The sequence below is a fragment of the Actinomyces oris genome, from assembly GCF_001553935.1.
GTDB lineage: Bacteria > Actinomycetota > Actinomycetes > Actinomycetales > Actinomycetaceae > Actinomyces > Actinomyces oris_A.
Genome location: NZ_CP014232.1, coordinates 141,294 through 162,821, shown reverse-complemented (window position 1 = coordinate 162,821; position 21,528 = coordinate 141,294). Strand labels below are relative to the sequence as shown.

The window sequence follows — 21,528 nt, the reverse complement described above, 5'->3', positions numbered from 1 at the left end:
CCCTGTGCTCATAGTGTTGGCACATGCCCGCTCCTGTCCCCTCGCGCCACTCTCAGGATGACGCGCCCGTCTCCTCCCTGAGTCGCGCTCAGCTCCTCGATGTCCTGTCCGACCTGGTCCGGGACCTCGAGCGCCTCGACCTGGCCCTGAGTGCCGACGGCGTCGAGGCTGCGCGCACATTGCGCGACGGTCTCATCGGACAGGTCCGTGACCAGGTTGTTCCCCGCCTGCAGGATGCCGATATCCCGTCCATCGTGGTGATCGGGGGGTCCACGGGTGCGGGGAAGTCCACGCTCGTCAACTCCGTGCTCGGCCAGGAGGTCTCCGTTGCCGGAGTGCTCAGGCCCACCACACGAACCCCGGTTCTGGTGGCCAATCCGGAGGACGTGGACTCACTGTCCGAGCACCCTCTGACCCAGGTGTGTCGGCAGGAGGTCTCCGCTGCCATTCCGGCTGGCCTGGCCCTGATCGATGCCTCGGACCTGGACTCCGTGCATGAGGCCAACCGGGCTCTGGCTGGAAGGCTGCTGGAGGCGGCCGACCTGTGGCTGTTCGTCACCACCGCGGCGCGTTACGGCGATCAGACGCCGTGGACGACGCTGGAGGAGGCCGCGCGCCGTGAGACTCCCATCGGTGTGGTTCTCAACCGGGTGCCGGCGAGAATTCTGCCCGAGGTGCGTCGGGATCTCATCACCCGCCTGCAGGGGCTGGGACTGTCGGAGGCGCCCTTCTTCGTCGTGCCGGACGCCGGGCCGCACGAGGGGCTCCTATCGGGTGACGGCGTCAGCGAGCTGCGCGACTGGCTGCAGCTCCTGGCTGGGCGTCACCGCGCAGCCGGTCTCGTGCGTCGTACCGGCAGAGGGGTGTGGAGCACTCTGCGCGCCGACCTGGAGCGCCTGGCCGACGACGTCGACGCCCAGAACGCGGTGGCCGAGGAGCTGGAGAGAACCTGCCAGGAGCTGAGGCAGACCGCCATTGAGGCGTTGAGCGCCGACATCAGGGCTGGTTCAGCGGGCCAGGGCGCCACCGCCACCAGATGGATCACTCTGGCCTCCTCCGGAGGTCCGCTCGCCTCGCTGGCCCAGGGGGGCAAGTTGCGCAGGGGATTCCTGGGACGGGCGGACAAGGCTCGCGCCGAGGGGCTCTCCCAGTTGGCCAACGATGCCCGCCAGGCCCTGGCCAACCAGCTTCAGGCAGCCATCGTTGCCTTGAGTGCCGAGGCTCGCAGGGCCTGGGCCGAGGTGGGGGCCGAGGAGCGCGCGCACAAGATTCTGGGGCAGGGTGACGACGCGGTCGCGACCATTGAGGCCTGGGTCGGCTACCTGGAGGCCAATATCGAGAGTCCGCAGGATATCCGTAGACTGAGCCCTGGCAGTGTCATCGACCTTCTCATCTCCGCTGCAGCCGGTGTCGACGGGGCCGTGTCGGCCGCCAGACGCCTGGGACTGGAGGAGCAGACCGCTCAGGCCGGTGCCCTTCTGGTGGAAGCGGTCACCGAGGCGCTGACTGCCACAGTCCCCAAGGGGGCGGCCACCTCGCTCGCCCCCGCCCCTGGGTTCGCCGCTGCGCTGCGTCTGCGCTCGGGCGAGCTCAAGCCCTTCACCCGTCCCGGAGCCACAGCATGAGCCATCCCGACAACGTCCCCTCCACCTCCTCTGCCCAGAGAGGTTTCGAGGTGCTCGACGCCGCGCACCTCGATGCCCGGCTGAACGCGGTTCGAGAAGCCCTGCGCCTGTGCCCTACAGAGGTTCCGGCCTCCCTGTCGATTCCTGCCCACAAGGCGCTCGATGCCGTGGCCCAGCGTCTGGCGCTGGGAGTGGATCACACCGTCGTAGCGCTCTTCGGGGGCACCGGCTCGGGCAAGTCGTCGCTGTTCAACGCCTTGACCCAGCTGAACTTCGCAGATGTCGGCGCGCGTCGCCCCACGACGTCACGGGCCGCCGCGTGTTCCTGGGGTGACGACGCCGGCCCGCTCCTGGACTTCCTCGGGGTCTCCTCGGAACGGCGTATCCGGAGGGACTCGATCCTTGACGGCGAGGACCAGGGCTCCATGTCCGGTCTGGTCCTGCTCGACGTTCCCGACTACGACTCGGTGACGACGGAGCATTCCCTACAGGTGGATCGCCTCGTTCCGCTGGCGGACATCCTCGTGTGGGTGGTCGATCCTCAGAAGTATGCCGACGCGGCTCTGCACGACGGCTACCTGCGCGGACTGGGTGCTCGTCAGGAGGACATGCTCGTCCTGGTCAACCAGGTGGATACCCTCCCGGAGAGCGGCTTGGCGAGTCTGCTCGACGACGTCGGGTCTCTTCTCAAGGACGACGGGCTCAGCCAGGTTCAGGTGCTCCCGGTCTCGGCCGTGCGCGGCGACAACCTTGACGTCGTGCGCAGCATGCTGCGCCAGCGCGTCGCACGGGAGTCCAACGCGGCACGCACGGCCTCGGCCGAGCTCGACGCGATCACCCGTCGTCTGCGTCCCACGGTGGCCCGCGACAAGGTGGAGCTCGATGCCGAGCTCACCGAGGAGACCACTAAGGTGCTGCTGCAGGCTTCCGGCGCCCAGGCGGTGGAGGACTCGGTGAGGGCCGGGCTGTCCAGGGTGCTGCCCAGGGCCCTGGCCCGTCCCGAACCGCCCTCGCGCACGGCAGTGTCCTCGGCCCACTCCACCTGGGTCCACCGCACCTCGCAGGGGCTGCCGCCCACGTGGGCTCGGAGTCTGGAGGCCTCCGTCGCCTCCCCGGAGACCTTGGCGGGGCAGACCGCCGAGGCGGTGGGTTCCGTGGCGCTGCCGGGGCACCGCCAGCCGCTGATCGACCTGCTGTGGTGGGGAGGCCTGCTCATGGTGCTCGGCGGGGTGTCGTGGCTGACCGCCTCCGTGGTGCGAGAGGGGCTCGAGGTCCTGCACCGCAGCATCGAGATCGCCCCGGTCTGCCTCATCGCCGTCGGACTCCTGGCGCTCCTGATCGCCACGGTGCGCCGGCGCAGTAGAGCGCGCCGCGAGGCGCAGCGCTATGGGCAACGGGTGCGTGACCGCCTGGAGTCCGTGGTTGAGCGAGGACTGAGCCGGCCGGCCGCCAAGGTTCTGGACAAGCACCGGGTGCTGCAATCGGCTCTGGGGCTCTAATCCCGTCTGTGCAAGGCCACCGTGTGGCCACAGCCCACAACCTGTCCTTCAGGGAGGCTGAGGTGGGGAGTGAGCCCGGGTCCGGCTGGGCACCTGAGGGGTGGGCCGAGCACCGTTGTGGTGCAGGGGCGGCAGAGGGTCGCCCGTCCACAACCAAGGAGCCCCCTCATGACTCGTCAGCTCGACCTCACCGTTCAGGGCGTCGTCGGAACCAATCCGGTCCTGTCCCGCGTCGGGGATAATGCCCGTCCCTACTGCCGTTTCCGTGTCGCCGTCACTCCGACCTACCGCACTGAGCAGGGCTGGAACAACGCCGAGACGATCTGGTTCACCGCCAAGGCGTGGGGCCAGCTCGCCGCCAATCTGAGCCACTCCCTGCGCAAAGGGGACGCAGTCCTGCTCACCGGACGCTTCTCCCAGGAGTCCTGGGAGAGCAACGGCAGGAAGCACGAGACCAACGTCATCACGCTTCAGGCCGCCGGTCACGACCTGACCAGAGGGGAGTCCCGCTTCGCGCGCGTCAGAGCCGCGGAGTCGGCGCCGTCGGCCTCCTCCGGGGCGGGAACCGGTGATGCCGAGCTCGAGCCCGGTGGCGAGGATCGCGTCCCGTCGGATCACTGGGAGGTTGAGGCGGTGGCCTCAGGCGCCTCGGCTTCACCGGCCCCGGGGCCTGGAGACCCCCGAGAGTCCGCAGAGTCCACCGAGCTCAGTGAGTCCACCGAGTCCACTGAGCCCACTGGGCTTGGTCAGTCCAGCGCGACGCACGCGCAGAGCCCTGAGTCCTTCGTCATCGATCCGGCCTGTGCGCGCAGTGAGGATCAGACCGGGGAGCCGTGGCCCGTCTATGAGCTCGCCGATGATCTCGTCGAGCAGGCCGTGGGGGTCAGCTGATGTCGGAGTGTGCGCGCAGGAGGTAGTCGAGGTCTGCGGGATGGGCGACCTCGAGCACCTCGATGAGGATGCGAGTCACCAGGTCGGAGGTCTCGTCTGCGTCGGACAGCAGCCTGGCGAAGACATGATGGCTCTCCTGCCAGCCGATCGCCCCTAGGATTCTGCGCTCGGTGGGGCCCAGCAGCACCCGTCCCTGCGCATCGAGCTCGGGCAGTGAGACCTCGATGCCGTCGGAGCGGCCGACGAGGACCACGCCTGGCAGGTCTGGGGAAGGAACGGGTGGAGTGATCAGGGACAGTCGTGTCAATAGCTGCGACCAGCGCCCCTGGGGGGCCAGCTCCTCGGGCTTGACCATGGGGAGCGGGGCGGTCAGCAGCAGGGTACCGCCGGAGGGGTCAATGGCGGCCTCGACGGATTCTCCCCGCTGCGCGGGCGGCCTGCACACCTCGTCGAGGAACCGGGCCAGCGACGAGGTGAAGCCCGCCCAGGAACCCAGGTCGACGCGATCCTCGAAGGCGCGTGTCAGCGCGGGCGATAGGGAGGTCTCACTCATGCTGCCAAGCCTAGGGTGCGTTGCCGGTCATTGGGTGGAGCTTGGGGCTGTCGAGGTCTGGGATCACAGGAGGATCACGCCGACTCCCGGCCATTACAAGCCACATCGACGCTGGGCGTGTCACGGCGGAAAAATGGCGTGTCGACGCATACGGTGGCCACAACGCCATGAACCCGAGTGCCGTGCTCGGGGCGCAGCAGGGGAGCAACGAGCAGATGATCCGCTTCAACCACGTCTCGAAGGTCTATGACCGGGGGATGCGTCCGGCGCTCGACGACGTCGACATCAAGATCAATCGTGACGAGTTCGTGTTCCTTGTCGGCGCCTCGGGATCGGGCAAGTCGACCTTCCTGAGGCTGGTTATCCGGGAGGAGCGCCCCACCAAGGGACGCATCCACGTCCTGGGACGTGACCTGTCGAAGATCTCCTCGTGGAAGGTGCCCCAGCTGCGGCAGGAGATCGGCTTCGTCTTCCAGGACTTCCGGCTCCTGGACAACAAGACCGTCCTGGAGAACGTGGCGCTGGCCTCTCAGGTGATCGGTAAGCCGCGCCACTACATCCTCTCCGCTGTGCCCGAGGCCCTCGACCTGGTGGGGCTGGCCGGCAAGGAGAGGCGTCTGCCGCACGAGCTCTCCGGGGGCGAGCAGCAGCGCGTGGCGATCGCCCGCGCCATGGTCAACCGGCCCAAGCTCCTCCTGGCCGATGAGCCCACCGGGAACCTGGACCCCTCGACGTCGGTCGGGATCATGCGTCTGCTCGACCGCATCAACCGGCAGGGGACCACGGTCGTCATGGCGACTCACGACGACGAGATCGTCGACCAGATGCGTAAACGCGTCATCGAGCTCAAGGGCGGCGAGGTCGTGCGCGACCAGGACCGCGGCGTCTACGGCTCGGACCGCTGAAGGAGAAGAACTGTGAGACTGCGTTTCGTCCTGTCGGAGACCGCCAAGGGCATGTACCGGAACCTGGCGATGACGGTGTCCGTGATTCTCGTCGCCTTCGTGTCGCTGCTCTTCGTCGGGGCCTCGTCACTGCTGCAGAGCCAGATCTCGACCATGAAGGGCGACTGGTACGACAAGGTCGAGGTCTCGGTCTACATGTGCCCCAAGTCCTCGGCCTCCTCCAACTGCGCCAATGGCGAGGCCACCGCCGCTCAGATCAGCGAGGTTGAGAACCTCATCACCAGCGGCGCCCCCTCCGGCTACGTCAAGTCCTACCAGATGGAGACCAAGGCCCAGGCCTATCAGAACTTCATGAAGGCCTACGCCAAGTCCGCCGTCGGGAGGAACGCGACGGAGGACATGATGCCCGTGTCCTTCCGCATCAAGCTCAAGGACGCCGAGAACTACAAGCTGGTGGCCGAGCAGTTCGAGGGGCACAGTGGAGTGGAGCGGGTGGTCGACCAGCGCTCCACCCTCGAGCCGCTCTTCCTCGTGATGAACCGGGCCTCCTGGATCACGGGAGGGCTGGCAACCATCATGGCGGTGGCCGCGGTGCTGCTCATCTCGACGACCATCAGGCTGTCGGCCATGTCCCGCTCCCGGCAGACCGGGATCATGCGTCTGGTGGGGGCCTCGAACCTCTTCATCCAGCTGCCCTTCATCCTCGAAGGGGTTATCGCCGCCCTCACCGGGGCGATTCTCGCCGTGGCCACGTTGTGGGTGGGAGTGCGCTACGTCGTGGAGGGGTGGCTCGCCTCCTCCATCTCCTTCACGAGCGCCTTCATCAGTACCAGGGATGTCCTCCTCCTGTCGCCCTGGCTGATTCTGGCCGCCATCGCCCTGGCCGCGGTCTCCTCCGCCTTGTCTCTGTCCAAGTACACGAGGATCTGATCTCACATGCTGTCTCGTCTGTTCCTGCGCCGCTCACGCCGGCGTGCCGCAGTCTGCGCCCTGGCCGCCGCCAGCCTCGTCTTCTTCTACTCCGGGGACATCTCCCTGGCTGATGAGCGGGATGACGCCGTTGCCAAGCAGAATGAGGCGGAGCGCAAGCAGCAGCAGGTGATGTCCTCGCTGGAGGGGGTCAGCGCCGATCTGGGGCAGGCCTACATCTCACTTCAGAACGCCCAGGCCTCGTTGAGCACCGCGGAGACCCAGCTGACCACCGCAGAGACGACTCTGGCCGCCAAGGAGAGGGAGCAGCAGATCGCCAGTGACCGCTTGAGCACGGCGCAGAGCAGCCTGGAGACGGTCAAGAAGGAGTCCGAGGCATCCAAGAAGACGGCTGAGGAGACCTCCGACTCGGTGGCGGAGATCGTCGTGTCCACCTATCAGGGGGACAACTCGGTGACCTCCTGGAGCTATGTCCTCGCCTCTCAGGACGTCGAGGAGCTCAGCCAGCGAGCCTCAGCGGTTGAGATCGGCTCGGGAGTCCAGGAGGCGGTACTGTCCGCCGCCGAGGTCGAGCGCGCTCAGAACGCCAACCGTGAGGCTAGGCAGAATGCTGCCACCACGCGAGTCAGCACGCTCAAGACCGAGGCCGACACCGCAGAGGCGAACGCCAAGTCGGCCCGGGACGCGGCCAAGACCAAGCGGGACGAGGTCGCCAAGCTGACGGCGCAGAAGAAGTCGGCCGCCGAGGCGCTGGAGAGTCGTAAGAGCGATCTACAGTCCCAGCTCAACCAGGCCAACGCCGATGCCGCGGCCGCGGCCGCGCGTGTCGCCCAGATCGACGCCGCCAACCGGGCCGCGGCCAGCGCTGGAACGATGCCCTCGGTCCCCGCGAGCTCGATCGGCGCCGACTCCCTGGGAAGCGGGTACATCGGACACCCGATCACCGGCCCGCTCGAGGTGACCTCGCCCTTCGGGTACCGCGTCCACCCGGTTACCGGTGTCGCCACAGGGCACCAGGGGGTCGACTTCGCCGCGAGTGAGGGGACGCCCCAGTACGCGGCGGTCTCCGGAGTGGCCACCTACTGGGACTCCGAGTCCTGCGGCATCGGCATTGACATCAACGGTGGCATCATTGATGGGCACTCCTACGTCATCACCCTGTGCCACCTCTCCTCGCGCAGCATCGCCGACGGCCAGCAGGTCAAGCGCGGTGACGTCGTCGGCGCGACCGGCTCAACCGGTTACGCGACCGGAGCGCACGTCCACTTCCAGGTGGCCCAGGACGGGGCGTACATCGACCCGATGTCCCTGCCCGGCTTCTAGGTGAGTTCTTCTTGACGGGGCCCGTAAACTCCTGACCCTGCGCGTCGTCGTGTCACGCCACGATGCCCCGGTCGGGCCGGCCCAATCGGAGCGGACTTCGGGGCGTGCTGACATAGGAGCGCCAGCCATCCCCGTACTCGTGAAAGGACAGTCCGATGACCCCTGCCTCCAAGTCCGCTCGGGCGTCCAAGCCAACGGCCGGACAGAAGGCGAAGGCCGCCTCCGACGCCCACAAGACGGTGGCCCGCAACCGCAAGGCGACCCACGACTACTTCATCGAGGACCGCTACGAGGCGGGGCTGGTCCTCACCGGAACCGAGGTCAAGGCGCTGCGCATGGGGCGGGCCTCGCTGACCGAAGCCTGGATCGAGCTTGACCGCCATGGCGAGGCCTGGCTCCAGGGGGCGCACATCCCCGAGTACCTGCAGGGGACGTGGAACAACCACTCCCCGCGTCGCAAGCGCAAGCTGCTCCTGCACCGCAGCGAGCTGGAGCGACTCGAGACCCGGGTCCAGGCCAAGGGCTACACGGTGGTCCCGCTGGAGCTGTACTTCATCGGAGGGCGCGCCAAGCTGGAGATCGCCCTGGCTCGAGGAAAGCAGGACTGGGACAAGCGCCAGGCGCTGCGTGAGGCGCAGGACAAGCGGGAGGCGGCCCGGGCCATGGCCGCGGCCAACCGGCGTCGGGGATGAGGTACGAGGGAGCAGGGCCCCTTGAGCGTCTCTACCTGCTGACCGGCCGCGTGAGGTACGGAGCAGGAGCCCTCAGTGCTCTCGTCTCCTGGTTCTGCTAGAGTGGCCTGGCTCTGTTGAGAGCGCGTTCCAGGTCTCCTGCGGGAGCCCGGTGACACTTCCATAGGGGATGATCGGTTTCGACGACGGTCGTAGGTTCAGGAGAAGCGGGTCGAGGATGCGCAGTCATCTCGTCAACGCTCTGCGCGAACCAATAGGTGCCGATAACACTCGCACCGACTTCGCCCTCGCCGCCTGAGCGAGCCTCGAAGTCCGTCAGCCCGGGGAACGCTTCCGCCCCGGTTCCTGGCGTCATCTAGGAAGCCACTGCTGAGAGCCCGTGTCGGTAGGGCTCTTGGGACTTTTCATCGACTGAGCCCGTCGGCGTCCTTGCTCGCGTGAGACGCCGGGGCCGAGAAAAACGCTAGCGAGCTGCACCCGGAGAAGTCCTGTTGTGCGGCCGTCGGACGGGGGTTCGATTCCCCCCATCTCCACGAACAACTGATTTTCCAACGAAAAGTGCCTGCGACTGCCCGGGTAGGGTACAGGATGGGGTATAGAGCTTGGGAACGCAGTACGGCCCCCGCCACCCATTGAGGGTGGCGGGGGCCGCGCTTTGTGCCGCTGTGGCAGCGCTCCAGGCGTCGGGTCCCCCGTTGGTTGTCTCAGGAGAGGACGGCGAGGAGTGGGGCGTAGTGGTCGGTGATGGCTTGGTGGTAGGCGGGGGTGTCTCCGGCGTGGGCGGCTTGGAGCATGGCTCGGTGGGCTTTGGCGGTGCTGGTGAGGTCTTCGAGCTTGGGGGCGTCTAGGAGGGGGACGGTGAGGGTGTGGATGGCCCAGAAGGCTTCGGTGAGGTGGAGGTAGAGGTGGTTGTCGAGGGGTTCGAGTAGGCGGGTGTGGAAGCGGCGGTCCTGGTCGGTGAAGAGCTTGCCTTGTGAGGCGAGGTGCTCGATGTTGTCGACGAGGGTGTCGAGCTCGGGGTCGTGGCGGTTGTGCCAGGCGTGGGTGACGGGTTCGGCCAGGGCGTTGTCGAGGGTGATGCGTACTTCGACGATGTCTCGTAGTCCGCGGTGGTCGTCTCCGGGGTTGAGGAGGCCTTTGAAGATGAGGGACTCGACCATGGGGCGCATGGAGACCTGGCCGACGAACATGCCGTGTCCGTGGCGTACTTCGACGATGTCGAGGGCGACGAGGGTGCGGACGGCCTCGCGGACGGAGGAGCGGGATACTCCCAGGTCGGTGCACAGCTGGGACTCCGTGGGCAACGCATCACCAGGATGCAGACCCTTGGTGAGAATGTAGTTCTTGATCTCGGCGATCGCCGTGGATGACTGAGTCATCGGGGTGGTGGTAAGGCCGGACATGACACCGCGGGAGATCTGCATGGCCCCATTGTCCGACTTTTGGTTCATTTACGCTGGTGAATGTCGAACTGCACTCACCCGCGCGTTCTCAAGGCTTCGAGCGGCTGCGTTGCTGAGGGAGGGCGCCTTCGAGGGAGCCCATCGTCGGGCGGCTGTCGCACATGGGACCTGATGCCGCAGATCATTGACCGATTGTGAGCGGCTTGCCGCTACAGCGCTCACAGTGCAACAGTTACGGCATGTCTCGCACGCATGAGGAGCTCCCCGCCCGTCCTGCCTACGACAGTGCCACCGCCGCTCTGCTCGAGCGCATCGAGGCGCTCGGCGTCTTCGGGGCCATGACGGTGCAGAAGATCCCGAGCTGGCGCGTACCGGCTGACGAGGTCCGGGCGAGTTTTCTGCTCAAGCACCCCGACATCGACCTGGAGGACGTGGACGTCCTTCGTCAGGATGGGACGAGACTTCCCGCCGCGGTTGCACGAAGCGCCCAGGGTGCCTGCGTGGGCCGCCCCGGCCCCCTGTTCCTCTCTCTGCACGGGGGAGGGCTGGTGATGGGGTGCCGTTTCAATGGCCTGTCGACCGTTGTCCCGTGGCTGCGGCGGTACGGGGGCGTCATCGTCAGCCCCGAGTACCGTCTGGCTCCCGAGGATCCGGCACCGGCCGGCGTCGAGGACTGCTACACCACGCTGTGCTGGGCGGTCGAGCACGCCGAGGAGCTCGGTGCCGATCCGGAGCGCGTCATCGTCGTCGGGCCGAGCGCCGGGGGAGGGCTGAGCGCCGGCACGCTGCTCATCTCGCGAGACAGGCGGGGCCCGGTGGTTCTCGGCGGGCTGCTGGACTACCCCATGCTGGATGACCGCACCGGCATGCCGCACTGGCAGGGCTCGGTCTCAGCGCGTCAGTACCCGGACGACGGCACCTGGCCGACGGCGTACAACAATGTTGCCTGGGATGCTGCCCTGGGGGAGCGGCGAGGTACGGACCTGGTCACCCCCTACGAGGCCCCCGCCCGTGCCACGTGGTTGGGTGGGCTGCCACCGCTGTTCATCTCAGTGGCCTCCGCCGAGGTCTTCCGGGACGAGGATGTCGCCTTCGCCTCTGGGGTGTGGCGTGATGGTGGTGATGCCGAGCTGCATGTCTACCCCGGGGGCACCCACGCCATGGAGTTCGTCAATGCACGATGGCTCGCACGCGGACTTACGGCTGCACGCGACCTGTGGGTGGACAGGTTGCTTCGACCGGAGGATCCGCGCCTCAATGTCGTGGCCGTGGCGCAGGCCGGCACCTATCCCGCCCTGACGGAGGAGTTCTCTACGGGGTGTGTGAGGACGGCGAGGAGTGGGGCGTAGTGGTCGGTGATGGCTTGGTGGTAGGCGGGGGTGTCTCCGGCGTGGGCGGCTTGGAGCATGGCTCGGTGGGCTTTGGCGGTGCTGGTGAGGTCTTCGAGCTTGGGGGCGTCTAGGAGGGGGACGGTGAGGGTGTGGATGGCCCAGAAGGCTTCGGTGAGGTGGAGGTAGAGGTGGTTGTCGAGGGGTTCGAGTAGGCGGGTGTGGAAGCGGCGGTCCTGGTCGGTGAAGAGCTTGCCTTGTGAGGCGAGGTGCTCGATGTTGTCGACGAGGGTGTCGAGCTCGGGGTCGTGGCGGTTGTGCCAGGCGTGGGTGACGGGTTCGGCCAGGGCGTTGTCGAGGGTGATGCGTACTTCGACGATGTCTCGTAGTCCGCGGTGGTCGTCTCCGGGGTTGAGGAGGCCTTTGAAGATGAGGGACTCGACCATGGGGCGCATGGAGACCTGGCCGACGAACATGCCGTGTCCGTGGCGTACTTCGACGATGTCGAGGGCGACGAGGGTGCGGACGGCCTCGCGGACGGAGGAGCGGGATACTCCCAGGTCGGTGCACAGCTGGGACTCCGTGGGCAACGCATCACCCATCTGCAGGCCGGAGCGCAGGATGTAGTTCTTGATCTCGGCCATCGTGGCCTCTGCTTGAGTGGCGGGCGTCGTCATCAGCCCGGAGTAGGGGCCGTGAGAGATGATCGGCTCGTCACCCACAGATGTGACTTTCATCTCTTTATCTGTGATGGTGGTTGCCTGCGGTGCGGATGCTCTGTTCATGGTGCTGCTTCTCTTGATGTTGGCCATGGTTCTTGCCCTGTCAATCATTGTTGATCACTACGATGTGATTCCGCTCGTCGAACGGCTCGCCCCGGCAGTGGGGCGGGAGTTGCGACTGTCTTGCCTGCGAGGTTGTGAGTGGTCTGGACGCCCTGACTTCTGCTACAGTCATCCTACCAACGTCAGACATAAGACGTCAGACATCAGGAGAGAATCAATGGCGATCACGACTCCGGCCGGCTCCAGCCGCCGGGACTTCATCAGGCTGACCGGCACCCTCGGAATGGCTGCTGGTCTGGCCGTCAGCCTTGCGGCCTGCGGCGGTAAGGGCAAGGCCTCGGGTGGCGCGAAGGCCAGCGGCATGGCTGCCGATCAGGAGGTCACCCACAAGGACGGTGTCATCACCGCAGGTATTTCCTACGAGCTGGGCACCAACGGCTACGACCCGATGACGACGTCGTCGGCTCTGACGGTCGCTGCCAACTGGCACACTCTGGAGGGGCTCACCGAGCTCCACCCGGCCACCCGGGAGGTGTACGCGGCTCTGGCGGCGGAGATGCCCAAGAAGGTGGATGACACCACCTATGAGGTCGCGCTGCGTAAGGATGCGAAGTTCTCCGACGGCTCGGCCGTGACTGCCGACGACGTCGTCTTCTCCTTCACGCGCGTGCTCGACCCGGCCAACAAGTCGCTGTACTCCCAGTTCCTGCCCTTCATCGACAAGGTGGAAGCCAAGGATGCGGGCACGGTGACCATTAAGCTCAAGTACGCCTTCTCTCTGGTGGCGGAGCGTCTGAGCGTGGTCAAGATCGTCCCCAAGGCGATCGTTGAGGCGGACGCCAAGAAGTTCGACATGAGCCCCACTGGAAGCGGTCCCTACAAGATGACCGACAACGGTGCCGGCAGCCAGAAGGTCGTCTTCGAGCGCAACGACAAGTACAACGGTCCTCGCCCGGCGCTGGCCAAGTCTATGACCTGGCAGATCCTGCCCGACGACACCACCCGCACCAACGCGATGAGCTCCAGTTCCGTGCAGGCCATCGACGCCGTTCCGGCAGCCAACCTCAAGACGCTCAAGGACCCGGTCAAGGTGGCGGCGCAGCAGGGCTTCGGGCTGCTCTTCGCCATGTTCAACCACACCACCTTCTCCAACGCCAAGGCCCGGCAGGCGGTGCTCTACGCGCTGGACTACGCCAAGATCTGCAACACCGGCATGGCCGGCCTGGCGACGCCGGCGACCTGTTTCGTCCAGGACGGGCACCCCGCGTACAAGAAGGCCAAGACGGTCTACTCCAAGGACGCGGCCAAGGCCAAGTCGCTCCTGGCGGAGGCCGGCATCACGACTATCAACCTGCTGTGCACGGACCACGGCTGGTTCTCGGCCGTCAGGCCCATCATCCGTGAGAACCTCGAGGCCCTGGGGGTGACGGTCAAGTACGACGAGAAGAAGTCCGCGGACACCTACTCCTTCATCGACTCCGGACAGGGCACGTGGGACGTGCTGATCGCTCCCGGAGACCCCTCGGTCTTCGGCAATGACGCGGACCTGCTCATGCGCTGGTGGTACGGCGGTGACGTGTGGACCGAGACCCGGATGCACTGGAAGGGTTCGGAGAGTCAGGTCGCGGTCCAGAAGCTGCTGGAGGAAGCGGTCAAGCTGGAGGGTGACAAGCAGGTCGCCAAGTGGCAGGAGATCTTCGACAAGCTCTCCGAGGAGGTGCCGCTCTACCCGATCTTCCACCGCAAGGCTCCAACGGCTTATGACTCGACGACGTTGGAGAACTTCAAGCCCATCGCGCTGACCGGCCTGTCCTTCGTGGGGACGGGGTCGACCAAGTCCTGAGGCTCGTGTGCGGGCGGTGCGGCAGTCGCCAGCGGGTGCCGCACCGCCCGTGCTGTGCTCGTGGCGTCAATGCGTCCAAGGTGAAAGCAACGGACTTGCAATCTGACGTCAGACATCAGACAATTGGCGTGGCAGCTCGCTCTGCAGCTGCCACGCCACCCAGCCGCCACCTCAGGCGGCAGGACGCTAACGCAAAGGAGCATTTCAGTGTCCAACCTCATCCGCCTGATCGGACGGCGCCTGGTCGCGCTGCCGGTCATGGTGCTGGGCGTGACGCTGCTCGTCTTCGTCGTCATGTCGTTCTCCTCGGCGGACCCGGCGCGTCTCGCGCTGGGCGAGTCGGCCACGCCAGACGCCCTCGAGCAGTACCGAGTCGCCCACCATCTCAACGATCCCCTTCTCAAGCGGTTCTGGGAGTACCTCCTGGGTCTGATCCACGGCGACCTCGGTACCTCCTTCACCGGTGTCAAGATCACCGGCATGGTGGCCGATGCGTTCCCGATCACGCTCCAGCTGACCTTCATCGGAATCTTCGTCGCCGTCATCGTGGCCACGGTCCTGGGCATTACGGCGGCCCTCTACCGCGACAAGTGGCAGGACCAGGTCATCCGCGTCATCTCCATCGCCTCCCTGGCCACCCCGTCCTTCTGGCTCGCCCTGCTGCTCATTCAGTGGTTCTCCGACATCCCGGGGGGAACGGGGACCTTCCCCGCGCTGGTGTCCGAGTGGGTTCCCTTCAGCGAGGATCCGGGAACGTACCTCAATCAGATCTTCCTGCCGGCACTGGCCATCGCGGTGCCCAACGCCGGCTCGCTCACCCGTGTGGTGCGTACCGCCATGGTTGAGGAGCTCGACCGCGACTACGTGCGCACCGCCATCGGCGGCGGTATTCCCAAGAACGTCGTTGTGGCCCGCAACGTGCTGCGCAACGCGCTCATCACTCCGCTGACCGTGCTGGGACTGCGCATCGGCTACGCCATGGGAGGCGCCGTCGTCATCGAGATGATCTTCAACATCAAGGGAATGGGCCAGCTCATCTTCCAGGGCATCACCCGCAACGACGTGAACATCGTCCAAGGCGTCTCCATCACGGTGGCACTGGCCTTCATCATCATCAACATCGTCGTTGACATGCTCTACGTCCTCGTCAACCCACGAATCAGGAGCATCTGATGCTGCACCGCTCCACACTGGATAAGGCCTCGCGGCCCGGGCTGCGCTTCCAGGGCTGGAAGGCGCTTCCTGTCGGCTCCAAGATCGCCATCATCGTGCTGGGCCTCATCGCCCTGGTCGCCATCCTGGCTCCCATCATCGCCCCCTACTCTCCCGGTGCCACCGGGTTGGCGGAGACCAAGACGACCTCCTACATCGAGGGCGTCGGTGAGGTGACCTCCTCCGATCCGGTCGTCGCCCCGTCCGCGTCTCACCTGTTCGGGACGGACGGAACCGGTCGTGACATCTTCTCCCGTGCCGTCTACGGCGCCAGGGTCTCGCTGGTCGTGGGCCTGACGGCCACCGGTCTGGCCCTTGTGGTGGCCTCGGTCCTCGGGGCCGTTGCCGCCACGTCGCGCAAGTGGATCGCTGAGACCCTCATGCGCGTGCTCGACGTCGTCATGTCCTTCCCCGGCATCGCTCTGGCGGCCGTCCTCGTCTCGGCGATGTCGACCCGCCTGCCGATGCTGCCGGTCATCATCGTCTCCATTGGCATCCTCTACATCCCCCAGCTCACCCGCGTGGTGCGTGCCAACATCATCTCCCAGTTCGGGGAGGACTATGTGGCCGCCTCCAAGGTGATGGGGGCCCCGGTGCCGTGGATCCTGCTCAAGCACGTGGCCCGCAACTGCATCGCCCCGATCATGGTCTTCGCAACCGTCCTGGTGGCCGACGCGATCGTCTTCGAGGCCTCGCTGTCCTTCATCGGCGCGGGCATCAAGTCCGTCAACACCCCGACCTGGGGCAACATGCTCTCCGAGGGCAAGGAGCTGCTCCTGTCGGGCCACTGGTGGCCGACCTTCTTCCCCGGCCTGCTCATCCTCATCACCACCCTGTGCCTCAACGTCCTGTCCGAGGGACTGACCGATGCGATGGCCTCGCCGCGCATCAAGGCCAAGCCCGATGTTCAGGCCGATGAGGAGGCCATGGAGGCTCAGGAGACCCTGAACGCCTGGGACGACGCCGCCGAGGCGGTGGTCGCTAACGCCTCCGTCGCCGACGGGGACGATGCCGACAACGGGCTGAGCTCTCTGACCGGCGTTGTCGCCCCTGCGACAGAGGACGTTCCCCTGTCCGAGCGGCTCAGCTCCCTGCGGGTGGCCGAGCTTGCCCGGCGGGACCGCCTGGTCTACGAGGACACCGGCGAGGATCCGGTTCTGGAGGTCAAGAACCTCACGATCGCCTTCCCCGAGCAGCACGGTGAGGTCAACATCGTCGATGGCGTCTCCTTCTCCGTGCGTCCGGGCGAGACCATGGGCCTGGTGGGGGAGTCCGGCTGCGGTAAGTCCATCAGCTCGATGGCCGTCATGGGGCTGCTGCCCCCCTCGGCCCGGATCTCCGGTGAGATCCTCTTCAAGGGACGCAACATCCTTGAGATGACGCCGGCCGAGCACAACGCGCTGCGCGGTCACGAGATGAGCATGGTCTACCAGGACGCTCTGTCCTCACTGAACCCCTCCATGCTCATCCGCACTCAGATGGCCCAGCTCAGCGCGCGCGGAGGCACCCGCAGTGCCGAAGAGCTGCTCGAGCTGGTGGGGCTCGACCCCAAGCGCACGCTGCGCAGCTACCCGCACGAGCTCTCCGGCGGTCAGCGTCAGCGCGTTCTCATCGCCATGGCGCTGACCCGTGACCCCTCCCTGGTCCTGGCCGACGAGCCGACGACCGCGCTGGACGTGACCGTTCAGAAGCAGGTCATCGACCTGCTCAACGAGCTGCGTGAGAAGCTCGGCTTCGCGATGGTCTTCGTCTCGCACGACCTGGCCCTCGTGGCCAAGCTGGCCCACCGGATCACGGTGATGTACGCGGGCCAGGTGGTTGAGCAGGCGCCCACCAGCGAGCTGCTGGCCAACCCGGTTCACGAGTACACCCGCGGCCTTCTCGGTGCGGTGCTCTCCATCGAGGCCGGCTCCAAGCGACTCCACCAGGTGCGAGGGGTCGTCCCCTCACCCAGCGAGTTCGTCAAGGGAGACCGGTTCGCGCCGCGATCGGCCCACCCGACGGTCGGACTTGAGACCCGTCCGGTGCTCAAGCCCGTGCCGGGCACGACGGAGCACAGCTACGCCATCACCCCCGAGCTCGAGGCTCTGCTCGCGAAGGAGAAGCACTGATGTCATCCAACACGTCTGCATCGTCCTCATGGAGCGAGGACCAGCCGGTCGTCGAGCTCAAGAACGTCAACGTCATCCACAAGTCCCGCACCGGTGGCCTGTTCAACCCGGACACGGTTCACGCGGTCAACGACGTCTCGCTGAGTGTCAAGCGCGGAGAGACGCTGGGACTCGTGGGGGAGTCGGGGTGCGGCAAGTCCACCACCGCCCGAGTCATGGTTGGGCTGCAGCCGGTCACCTCCGGTGAGGTCATCTTCAAGGGCCGTCCGTTGGGGCGCTCGGCCTCGGACCGTCGTGAGCTCGGGCGCAGCATCTCGGTGGTCTTCCAGGACCCGGCCACGGCCCTCAACCCGCGCATGATCGTGCACGACGCGCTCATCGACCCGCTCAACGTCCACGGAATCGGCTCGCCGAAGGAACGTGAGGCCAAGGTGCGCGACCTGCTCCACCTGGTCGGGCTGCCCCCCAGCGCACTCAATGTGCTGCCTCGGCAGATCTCCGGTGGTCAGCGCCAGCGCGTCGCCATCGCCCGAGCGCTCGCCCTGGACCCCGACATCATCGTGGCCGACGAGCCCACCTCCGCCCTGGACGTCTCGGTGCGCGCCCAGGTGCTCAACCTCCTCCAGGACCTCAAGGCCTCCTTGGGACTGGGGCTGGTGTTCATCAGTCACGACATCAACACGGTGCGCTACGTCTCGGACCGGATCGCCGTCATGTACTTCGGCAAGATCCTCGAGCTCAACACCACCGAGGAGATCTTCAACAATCCTCAGGAGGAGTACACGCGCACTCTGCTGTCGGCAGTGCCCTCACTGCTCGATGTCTGAGTAGCCGGCTCCGGCCGCTGCCGGCGTCAGCACCTCCAGGTGAGGGGCGGACCCACTCGGGTCCGCCCCCCACCGGTACATACGGTCGCTAGGAGACCCGGGCGCCGGGGTGGCGCCAACCGGGAGCATCTGCAACAATACCTCGTGACGTCAGATGTCAGACGTCCGATAACCTTTCAATGAAGAGAGTCACCACAATGGACAACCGTTTCACCGGCGTCATCCCGCCGGTCGTCACCCCTTTCACCGCCGCGGGCGAGGTTGACTTCGACAGCCTGGACAAGGTCGTCGAGCACCTCATCGCCGGTGGTGTCAACGGCCTGTTCGCTCTGGGGTCCTCCGGAGAGGTCGCTTACCTCACCGACGCCCAGCGCGACGCCGTCATCGAGCGGGTCGTCAAGGCTGCGGCAGGACGCGTCCCGGTGCTCGCCGGTGCCATCGACACCACCGCCCACCGGGTCATTGACCAGGCTCGTCGGGCAGCCGCCCTGGGCGCTGAGGCGATCGTGGCCACCTGCCCGTTCTACGCGCTCAACGACGCCGAGGAGATCAAGGCTCACTTCCGAGCCATCGCCGCGGCCATCGACGTCCCAGTCTTCGCCTACGACGTCCCCGTGCGCCTTGGCGGCGCGAAGCTCGGTTGCGAACTGCTCGTCGAGCTGGGCAAGGAGGGTGTCCTGGCCGGTGTCAAGGACTCCTCCGGCAACGACGTCGCCTTCCGCAGGCTGGTGGCCGCCAATGAGGCCGCGGGCCACCCCCTGGCCCTTCTGACCGGCCACGAGTGCGTCGTCGACGGCATGCTGCTGCTGGGTGCCGACGGCCTCGTCCCCGGGTACGGCAACGTGGACCCGGTCCGCTACGCCGAGATGTGGAAGGCCTCCCGCGAGGGGGCGTGGGACGAGGTGCGCCGTCTCCAGGACGAGGTCTGCGCCGGCTTTGAGATCGTCTTCGTGCCCCAGGGCCGTTCGGCCGATGCGACCGGCATTGGCGCCTTCAAGACCGCCATGGAGGCTATCGGGATCATCGCCACCAACGAGATGGCCTTCCCCGTCAAGGCGCTCGAGGGCGAGACCAAGGAGCGGGTCCTGGAGATCGTCAAGGCCCAGGGCCTCATCTGACCTCCCGGCGGCTGCATGGCCGGTGGTCGCGGCACCGACCGATCCGGGCATGCAGCCGCTGTGGCAGCGGCGAGGCGCTGAGACTCGCTCCAGGCGGCCTCCTGCGGCTGCCCTCATCCCTTCTTCCAAACCCGGTGCGTCAGCGCCCCACATTCCACCGGAGAGCCTCATGAGTCAGGATGTCCTCCCACCCAACCCCCTTGCTCCATTGCCATCTCCGTCCGATCGGGCGCCGCTCGTCGTCGGACTCGACCTGGGCGGCACCAAGATGGCTGCCGCGCTGGTCGACTCCGGCGGAACCCTGCAAGGACCGGTGAGCTCCTGCCCGACCCCGGCTCACGAGGGGCCTGCCGCCATGCTCGATGCCATCAGCGGCCTGATCTCGACGGTCGTCGAGACCGGAACGCACCAGGAGCCCGGCAAGGCCGCGGCGATCACGGCGGTCGGGATCGGCACGGCCGGCGTCGTCGACGTCGAGCGAGGGACCATCCTGTCAGCCACTGACGCCATCACCGGATGGGCCGGCACGCAGGTCGCCGCCGGCGTTCGCGAGCGGCTCGCCGCCCAGGGGCTGGGTGAGCTGCCGATCCACGTCGAGAACGACGTCGACGCCTACGCCGCCGGAGAGGCCTGGCTCGGTGCCGGTACCGGGGCTGAGGTCGTCCTCATGGTGGCGGTGGGTACCGGGGTCGGCGGCGCCCTCGTCCTCGATGGGCGAACCCGCAGGGGCGCCCATCATGTGGCCGGCGAGATCGGCCACGTCCCCGTCCCCGGGGCCCAGGGCGAACCCTGCACCTGCGGCAGGACCGGGCACCTGGAGGGCGTCACCGCCGGACCCCAGATCCACCGCCGCTACCTGGACAAGGGCGGAGACCCCGACATTCCCGACGCCCGCGGGGTTGAGGAGCGCGCCGCTGCCGGGGATGACATCGCCGCGGAGGTCTACCGCGACTCGGCCGCCTGCCTGGGCAGAGCCCTGGCAGGACTGGTCACCGTGATCGACCCCGACGTCGTCGTCGTCTCCGGTGGCCTGGCCCGCGCCGGTGACCTGTGGTGGGAGCCCCTGCGGCAGACCTTCGCCGCAGAGATCATCGACCCCCTGGCCCCCATCAAGATCCTTCCCGCCACGCTGGGGACCACCGCGCCGATCGTCGGTGCGGCTCGCGGCGCCCTCGCCCTGGCCGCCAGCAACGACAACCACCGCCCCTAGCCTCACGCCTCGGGCTCCATCAGACAGGACACACCTATGACCGAGCAGTCACCCTCACAGCCGTCAACGCAGACGCAGGCCGCCTCCGCGGGGATGCACCCCGTTCTGGAACGTCTCAAGGGAGGACTCATCGCCTCCGCCCAGGCCTACCCGGGTGAGCCCATGCGCGACCCCCGCACCATGGACCAGGTGGCCCAGGCCTGCGTCGCCGGCGGCGCCGTCGGCATCCGCGCACAGGGGCTGGCGGACCTGGCCCTCATCTGCCAGCACGTCGACGTCCCCGTCATTGGCCTGTGGAAGGACGGCCACGACGGCGTCTTCATCACTCCGACCCTCACCCACGCCATCGCCGTGGCCGCCACCGGAAGCCAGATCGTGGCGCTGGACGGCACCCGGCGCCCCCGCCCCGATGGGTTGAGTCTGGCCCAGACCGTCGAGGGGCTGCGGGCGGCCCGCCCCGAGGTCCTCATCATGGCCGACTGCGGCTCCCTGGATGACGCCAAGGCCGCACAGGACGCGGGAGTGGACATCCTGGGGACCACCCTGGCCGGCTACACCGGGGAGCGTCCCAAGACCGACGGGCCCGACCTCGAGCTCGTCGACCAGGTCGCCGGCATCGCGGAGGTCCCGCTGGTGGTGGAGGGCAGGGTGCACACGCCCGCGCAGGCGGCTGCCGCCATGGAGCACGGGGCCTTCGCCGTCGTGGTTGGTACTGCCATCACCCACCCGACGACCATCACCTCGTGGTTCGCCAGCGCGCTGCCCGGCGCCCTGTGGAAGGACTGAGCGGAAGGGCGCAAGGAAACGGCGTCGTTCCGGGACTTGCTCCGTGTGTGACGGGTGTGACTGCTGTGGTGCAAATGTGCGAATTGTTACTCGCTACCCAGCGCGACACTCCGGTCTGACCTGACAAACCCAAGGTTTTATGCGTAGCGTTGCCAGAAGTGGCACCACACAAGGGTGTCCGTCCACGATCGAGAGGGAAGACATGTCCGTCAACCGCACCGAGCTCATCGCCGCCATCGCCGAGAAGGCCGGCCTGACCAAGACCGACGCCGACGCCTTCCTGGGAGCCTTCCAGGATGTCCTCGTTGAGAACGTCGCCAAGGGTGAGGCCGTGAAGATCACCGGCCTCATGGGTATCGAGCGCGTCGAGCGTGCCGCACGCACTGGCCGCAACCCCCGCACCGGTGAGGAGATTCAGATCCCCGCCGGCTACGGTGTCAAGGTCACCGTCGGCTCCTCGCTGAAGAAGGCTGTCGCCGAGTGATAC

19 protein-coding genes and 1 other RNA gene are annotated in these 21,528 nt (G+C 67.0%); 17 read left to right on the top strand and 3 right to left on the bottom strand.

The window, feature by feature from the left end; all coding sequences use genetic code 11:
* Window positions 1-23 precede the first annotated feature (23 nt).
* From AXE84_RS00730 to AXE84_RS00720, 3 genes are all read left to right on the top strand, one after another.
* Window positions 24-1,625, top strand: a complete 1,602-nt coding sequence (locus tag AXE84_RS00730; protein WP_010614821.1) for a GTPase domain-containing protein — start codon at window positions 24-26, stop codon at window positions 1,623-1,625.
* Window positions 1,622-3,124, top strand: coding sequence for a GTPase (locus AXE84_RS00725; protein WP_010614822.1), 1,503 nt, complete (start codon window positions 1,622-1,624; stop codon window positions 3,122-3,124). Before AXE84_RS00730 ends, AXE84_RS00725 begins: the two co-directional genes overlap by 4 nt.
* 168 nt (window positions 3,125-3,292) lie before the next feature.
* Window positions 3,293-4,015, top strand: a complete 723-nt coding sequence (locus AXE84_RS00720; RefSeq protein WP_010614823.1) for a single-stranded DNA-binding protein — start codon at window positions 3,293-3,295, stop codon at window positions 4,013-4,015.
* On the opposite strand, the gene AXE84_RS00715 is transcribed toward AXE84_RS00720, so the two are convergent.
* Window positions 4,008-4,568: a hypothetical protein gene (locus tag AXE84_RS00715; protein ID WP_060956503.1), complete on the bottom strand. Its 561-nt coding sequence runs from the start codon at window positions 4,566-4,568 to the stop codon at window positions 4,008-4,010. The genes AXE84_RS00720 and AXE84_RS00715 overlap by 8 nt on opposite strands.
* A gap of 215 nt (window positions 4,569-4,783) precedes the next feature.
* Here AXE84_RS00715 and ftsE point away from each other — a divergent pair, with 215 nt between their 5' ends.
* The 5 genes from ftsE to ssrA all read left to right on the top strand — a co-directional run bounded on the left by ftsE (window position 4,784) and on the right by ssrA (window position 8,954).
* Window positions 4,784-5,473, top strand: a complete 690-nt coding sequence (gene ftsE, locus AXE84_RS00710; protein WP_010614825.1) for a cell division ATP-binding protein FtsE — start codon at window positions 4,784-4,786, stop codon at window positions 5,471-5,473.
* A 12-nt stretch (window positions 5,474-5,485) separates the two neighbouring features.
* Complete coding sequence (ftsX, locus tag AXE84_RS00705; protein ID WP_010614826.1) at window positions 5,486-6,403, top strand: permease-like cell division protein FtsX; 918 nt, start codon at window positions 5,486-5,488, stop codon at window positions 6,401-6,403.
* 6 nt (window positions 6,404-6,409) lie between these two features.
* Window positions 6,410-7,726, top strand: a complete 1,317-nt coding sequence (locus AXE84_RS00700; RefSeq protein WP_010614827.1) for a M23 family metallopeptidase — start codon at window positions 6,410-6,412, stop codon at window positions 7,724-7,726.
* Between the two features lie 155 nt (window positions 7,727-7,881).
* Window positions 7,882-8,418: an SsrA-binding protein SmpB gene (gene smpB / locus AXE84_RS00695; protein ID WP_010614828.1), complete on the top strand. Its 537-nt coding sequence runs from the start codon at window positions 7,882-7,884 to the stop codon at window positions 8,416-8,418.
* Between the two features lie 165 nt (window positions 8,419-8,583).
* Window positions 8,584-8,954, top strand: a transfer-messenger RNA (tmRNA) gene (gene ssrA / locus AXE84_RS00690).
* Window positions 8,955-9,122: 168 nt separating this feature from the next.
* On the opposite strand, the gene AXE84_RS00685 is transcribed toward ssrA, so the two are convergent.
* A complete protein-coding gene (locus AXE84_RS00685) occupies window positions 9,123-9,842 on the bottom strand; it encodes a FadR/GntR family transcriptional regulator (protein WP_060956502.1) in 720 nt (239 codons plus the stop codon).
* Window positions 9,843-10,060: 218 nt separating this feature from the next.
* Between AXE84_RS00685 and AXE84_RS00680 the strand changes: the two genes are divergently transcribed.
* On the top strand, window positions 10,061-11,170 hold the full coding sequence (locus AXE84_RS00680) for an alpha/beta hydrolase (RefSeq protein ID WP_060956501.1): 1,110 nt from the start codon (window positions 10,061-10,063) through the stop codon (window positions 11,168-11,170).
* On the opposite strand, the gene AXE84_RS00675 is transcribed toward AXE84_RS00680, so the two are convergent.
* Window positions 11,107-11,886: a FadR/GntR family transcriptional regulator gene (locus AXE84_RS00675; protein ID WP_396230372.1), complete on the bottom strand. Its 780-nt coding sequence runs from the start codon at window positions 11,884-11,886 to the stop codon at window positions 11,107-11,109. The genes AXE84_RS00680 and AXE84_RS00675 overlap by 64 nt on opposite strands.
* A gap of 265 nt (window positions 11,887-12,151) precedes the next feature.
* Here AXE84_RS00675 and AXE84_RS00670 point away from each other — a divergent pair, with 265 nt between their 5' ends.
* The 8 genes from AXE84_RS00670 (at window position 12,152) to AXE84_RS00635 (ending at window position 21,525) form a co-directional block, all read left to right on the top strand.
* A complete protein-coding gene (locus tag AXE84_RS00670) occupies window positions 12,152-13,777 on the top strand; it encodes an ABC transporter substrate-binding protein (RefSeq protein ID WP_060956499.1) in 1,626 nt (541 codons plus the stop codon).
* Window positions 13,778-13,984: 207 nt separating this feature from the next.
* Window positions 13,985-14,950, top strand: a complete 966-nt coding sequence (locus AXE84_RS00665; protein ID WP_060956498.1) for an ABC transporter permease — start codon at window positions 13,985-13,987, stop codon at window positions 14,948-14,950.
* Window positions 14,950-17,100, top strand: coding sequence for a dipeptide/oligopeptide/nickel ABC transporter permease/ATP-binding protein (locus tag AXE84_RS00660; RefSeq protein WP_010614834.1), 2,151 nt, complete (start codon window positions 14,950-14,952; stop codon window positions 17,098-17,100). Before AXE84_RS00665 ends, AXE84_RS00660 begins: the two co-directional genes overlap by 1 nt.
* Window positions 17,100-17,927, top strand: coding sequence for an ATP-binding cassette domain-containing protein (locus AXE84_RS00655; protein WP_060956497.1), 828 nt, complete (start codon window positions 17,100-17,102; stop codon window positions 17,925-17,927). Before AXE84_RS00660 ends, AXE84_RS00655 begins: the two co-directional genes overlap by 1 nt.
* 197 nt (window positions 17,928-18,124) lie before the next feature.
* Window positions 18,125-19,045, top strand: coding sequence for a dihydrodipicolinate synthase family protein (locus AXE84_RS00650; RefSeq protein ID WP_009405971.1), 921 nt, complete (start codon window positions 18,125-18,127; stop codon window positions 19,043-19,045).
* Window positions 19,046-19,214: 169 nt separating this feature from the next.
* Window positions 19,215-20,255, top strand: coding sequence for an ROK family protein (locus AXE84_RS00645; protein ID WP_060956496.1), 1,041 nt, complete (start codon window positions 19,215-19,217; stop codon window positions 20,253-20,255).
* A 36-nt stretch (window positions 20,256-20,291) separates the two neighbouring features.
* Window positions 20,292-21,041 carry an N-acetylmannosamine-6-phosphate 2-epimerase gene (locus AXE84_RS00640; protein WP_060956495.1) on the top strand — a complete coding sequence of 250 codons (750 nt, stop codon included), beginning with the start codon at window positions 20,292-20,294 and terminating at the stop codon, window positions 21,039-21,041.
* A gap of 202 nt (window positions 21,042-21,243) precedes the next feature.
* Complete coding sequence (locus AXE84_RS00635; RefSeq protein ID WP_003783064.1) at window positions 21,244-21,525, top strand: HU family DNA-binding protein; 282 nt, start codon at window positions 21,244-21,246, stop codon at window positions 21,523-21,525.
* The last annotated feature ends 3 nt before the right edge of the window (window positions 21,526-21,528 follow it).

What these genes read in the sequence shown, in the direction of transcription:
- ftsE (WP_010614825.1), top strand. Translation starts at nt 4,784, where the DNA reads ATGATCCGCTTCAACCACGTCTCGAAGGTCTATGACCGGGGGATGCGT.
- AXE84_RS00720 (WP_010614823.1), top strand. Translation starts at nt 3,293, where the DNA reads ATGACTCGTCAGCTCGACCTCACCGTTCAGGGCGTCGTCGGAACCAAT.
- AXE84_RS00700 (WP_010614827.1), top strand. Translation starts at nt 6,410, where the DNA reads ATGCTGTCTCGTCTGTTCCTGCGCCGCTCACGCCGGCGTGCCGCAGTC.
- AXE84_RS00730 (WP_010614821.1), top strand. Translation starts at nt 24, where the DNA reads ATGCCCGCTCCTGTCCCCTCGCGCCACTCTCAGGATGACGCGCCCGTC.
- AXE84_RS00725 (WP_010614822.1), top strand. Translation starts at nt 1,622, where the DNA reads ATGAGCCATCCCGACAACGTCCCCTCCACCTCCTCTGCCCAGAGAGGT.
- AXE84_RS00715 (WP_060956503.1), bottom strand. Translation starts at nt 4,568, where the DNA reads ATGAGTGAGACCTCCCTATCGCCCGCGCTGACACGCGCCTTCGAGGAT.
- AXE84_RS00670 (WP_060956499.1), top strand. Translation starts at nt 12,152, where the DNA reads ATGGCGATCACGACTCCGGCCGGCTCCAGCCGCCGGGACTTCATCAGG.
- AXE84_RS00675 (WP_396230372.1), bottom strand. Translation starts at nt 11,886, where the DNA reads ATGAAAGTCACATCTGTGGGTGACGAGCCGATCATCTCTCACGGCCCC.
- AXE84_RS00680 (WP_060956501.1), top strand. Translation starts at nt 10,061, where the DNA reads ATGTCTCGCACGCATGAGGAGCTCCCCGCCCGTCCTGCCTACGACAGT.
- AXE84_RS00655 (WP_060956497.1), top strand. Translation starts at nt 17,100, where the DNA reads ATGTCATCCAACACGTCTGCATCGTCCTCATGGAGCGAGGACCAGCCG.
- AXE84_RS00660 (WP_010614834.1), top strand. Translation starts at nt 14,950, where the DNA reads ATGCTGCACCGCTCCACACTGGATAAGGCCTCGCGGCCCGGGCTGCGC.
- AXE84_RS00650 (WP_009405971.1), top strand. Translation starts at nt 18,125, where the DNA reads ATGGACAACCGTTTCACCGGCGTCATCCCGCCGGTCGTCACCCCTTTC.
- AXE84_RS00635 (WP_003783064.1), top strand. Translation starts at nt 21,244, where the DNA reads ATGTCCGTCAACCGCACCGAGCTCATCGCCGCCATCGCCGAGAAGGCC.
- smpB (WP_010614828.1), top strand. Translation starts at nt 7,882, where the DNA reads ATGACCCCTGCCTCCAAGTCCGCTCGGGCGTCCAAGCCAACGGCCGGA.
- AXE84_RS00645 (WP_060956496.1), top strand. Translation starts at nt 19,215, where the DNA reads ATGAGTCAGGATGTCCTCCCACCCAACCCCCTTGCTCCATTGCCATCT.
- AXE84_RS00685 (WP_060956502.1), bottom strand. Translation starts at nt 9,842, where the DNA reads ATGCAGATCTCCCGCGGTGTCATGTCCGGCCTTACCACCACCCCGATG.
- AXE84_RS00640 (WP_060956495.1), top strand. Translation starts at nt 20,292, where the DNA reads ATGACCGAGCAGTCACCCTCACAGCCGTCAACGCAGACGCAGGCCGCC.